Genomic DNA, 2,930 nt, shown 5'->3' on the forward strand with positions numbered 1-2,930 from the left:
CACCGAGTGCGCGAGCACCGAGGCCGACCTGGCACGGGTGGGCGAGCGCTACACCTCCTGCTGCGACCCCCGCCTCAACCCCGCCCAGGCCCTGATCGCCGTCTCCGCCTGGACCCCCTGACCACCCCCACCGCCCGCAGCCACGCACCGAGTCCAAGGACAGGAACCATGACCGGCATACCCCCCATCAGCCCCTACCCCCTGCCCGCCGAGGGCGACCTGCCCCCGGCCGCCGTGTCCTGGACCGCCGCGCCCGAACGGGCGGTCCTCCTGGTCCACGACATGCAGCGCTACTTCCTCAAGCCCTTCCCCGACGGCCTGCGCCAGGACCTGGTCACCCACGCCGCCACCCTGCGCGACCGCTGCGCCGAACTGGGCATCCCGGTCGCCTACACCGCCCAGCCCGGCGGCATGGACGACCAACAGCGCGGCCTGCTCAAGGACTTCTGGGGCCCGGGCATGCGCCCCGCCCCCGAGGACCGCCAGGTCGTCGACGCGCTCGCCCCCACCGAGCAGGACTGGATGCTCACCAAGTGGCGCTACAGCGCCTTCTTCAAGACCGACCTGCTCGAGCGCATGCGCGCCGCCGGCCGCGACCAGCTCATCCTGTGCGGTGTCTACGCCCACGTCGGCGTCCTGGCCACCGCCGTCGACGCCTTCACCCACGACATCCAGCCGTTCTTCGTCGCCGACGCCACCGCCGACTTCTCGCAGGACTACCACCGCTCGGCCCTCACCTACGCCGCCGAGCGCTGCGCCCGGGTCACCACCGTCAAGGGGCTGTTCACATGACACCGACACCACCCACCCCGCACGGCTCCGCCGACCTGCTGGGGGCGGCCCTGGACGGACGGAGCGAGGCCTTCGCCCTGCTGCACCGGCCCGGCGCCACCGGCCCCGGCGCCCTGGAGGTCCTGACCGGCAGCATCTCCCTGCCCGCCACCCTCGCCGACATCCCGCTGCCCCCGCAGCCGGCCACCCCCACCGGCGCCCGCCACGAAGTCCTGGTCCTGATGCCCTACCGGCAGCTGTCCGAGCGCGGCTTCGCCTGCGCCGACGACGGCACCCCGCTGGTGGCCATGACCATCACCGGCCAGCAGCAACTGCCCCTGGACCAGGCCCTGGCCCGCATCCCCGACGTCCCCACCCCGCTGTCCGGCGGCGACTTCGACGTCGACGACGCCGCCTACGAGGACGTCGTGCGCCGCATCGCCAAGGAGATGATCGGCACCGGCGAGGGCGCCAACTTCGTCATCAAGCGCACCTTCGTCGCCGACATCACCGACTACGGCCCCGCCAGCGCCCCGGCCCTCTTCCGGCGCCTGCTGGAACGCGAGTCCGGCGCCCACTGGACCTTCCTCATCCACACCGGCAGCCGCATCCTGGTCGGCGCCTCGCCCGAACGCCACGTCAGCCTCCAGGACGGCACCGCCGTCATGAACCCCATCAGCGGCACCTACCGCTACCCGCCCTCGGGCTCCACCCTCCAGGGCGTCCTGGAATTCCTCGGCGACCGCAAGGAAACCGACGAGCTGTACATGGTCCTGGACGAAGAACTCAAGATGATGGCCCGCATCTGCGACACCGGCGGCCAGGTCGTGGGCCCCTACCTCAAGGAAATGGCCCGCGTCGCCCACACCGAGTACTTCATCGAGGGCCGCACCGACCGCGACGTGCGCGACATCCTGCGCGAGACGATGTTCGCCCCCACCGTCACCGGCAGCCCGCTGGAGAGCGCCTGCCGCATCATCCACCAGTACGAGCCCGGCGGCCGCGGCTACTACAGCGGCGCCGCCGCCCTGATCGGACGCGACGAGCGCGGCGAGCGCGTGATGGACTCCGCGATCCTGATCCGCACCGCCGACATCACCCACCAGGGCCGCATCTCCATCGGCGTGGGCGCCACCATCGTGCGCCACTCCGACCCGGCCTCCGAGGCCGCCGAGACCCGCGCCAAGGCCGCGGGACTGGTCGCCGCCCTCAACGGCGACACCACCGAACGCTTCGCCGACCACCCCAGCGTGCGCCGCGCCCTGGAACTGCGCAACGACTCCATCGCCGGGTTCTGGCTCTCCGACACCCGGGCCCGCACCGCCGCCCAGCCCCAACTGGCAGGCCGCCGCGTCCTGGTGGTCGACGCCGAGGACACCTTCACCTCGATGATCGACCAGCAGCTGCGCTCCCTGGGCCTTGAGGTCACCCTCACCCGCTACGACCAGGACTACACCTTCGAGGGCCACGACCTGGTCGTGATGGGACCGGGCCCCGGCGACCCGCAGGAGGTCGCCCACCCCAAGATGCGCCACCTGCACACCGCCGTCGCCACCCTGCTGCGCGAACACCGGCCCTTCCTCGCGGTCTGCCTGAGCCACCAGGTCCTGGGGCTCCAGCTCGGCCTGCCGCTGCGCCGCAGGGACGTGCCCAACCAGGGCGTGCAGAAGCAGATCGACCTGTTCGGCGCCGCCGAACACGTCGGCTTCTACAACACCTTCGCCCTGCTCAGCCACGAGGAGGAGGTCACCCCGCACGGCGTGCCCGGCCTGCCGCACGGCGAGCGGGTCCAGGTCAGCCGCGACGCGGCCACCGGCGAGGTGCACGCCCTGCGCGGCCCGCGCTTCGCCTCCCTGCAGTTCCACCCGGAATCCGTCCTGACCCGCGAGGGACCCCGCATCGTGGGCACGGCCCTGGCCGGCCTGCTGGCCCCGGCCCGCACCCCCGACCCTGCCTGACCCACCCCCCACCCGCGACCGCCGGGCCGGCGCCCACCCCCCGGGCACCGGCCCGGCCCCCTGCCTGCCACCCGCCCACCGCACCACCCGCACCCAAGGACTGATGCATGTCTGATCTGGCGCAGTCGCCCGCCCCGGCCAACGGCACGCCGGCCAACCGGCGTTCGGAGACCCTGACCGGCACCCTGGACGTGGCCTTCC

At 73.0% G+C, this 2,930-nt stretch carries 2 protein-coding genes; both read left to right on the forward strand.

Annotated elements, in window-relative coordinates:
* Nucleotides 1–168: 168 nt before the first annotated feature.
* The gene (locus ACFYXE_RS38350; RefSeq protein ID WP_389321225.1) at nt 169–792 is read left to right on the forward strand and encodes an isochorismatase family protein; all 624 of its coding nucleotides are present in this window, start codon (nt 169–171) and stop codon (nt 790–792) included.
* Nucleotides 789–2,729 carry an anthranilate synthase family protein gene (locus ACFYXE_RS38355; RefSeq protein ID WP_389321228.1) on the forward strand — a complete coding sequence of 647 codons (1,941 nt, stop codon included), beginning with the start codon at nt 789–791 and terminating at the stop codon, nt 2,727–2,729. Before ACFYXE_RS38350 ends, ACFYXE_RS38355 begins: the two co-directional genes overlap by 4 nt.
* Nucleotides 2,730–2,930: the final 201 nt, after the last annotated feature.

The sequence above is a fragment of the Streptomyces sp. NPDC002564 genome (genome assembly GCF_042889645.1).
GTDB lineage: Bacteria > Actinomycetota > Actinomycetes > Streptomycetales > Streptomycetaceae > Streptomyces.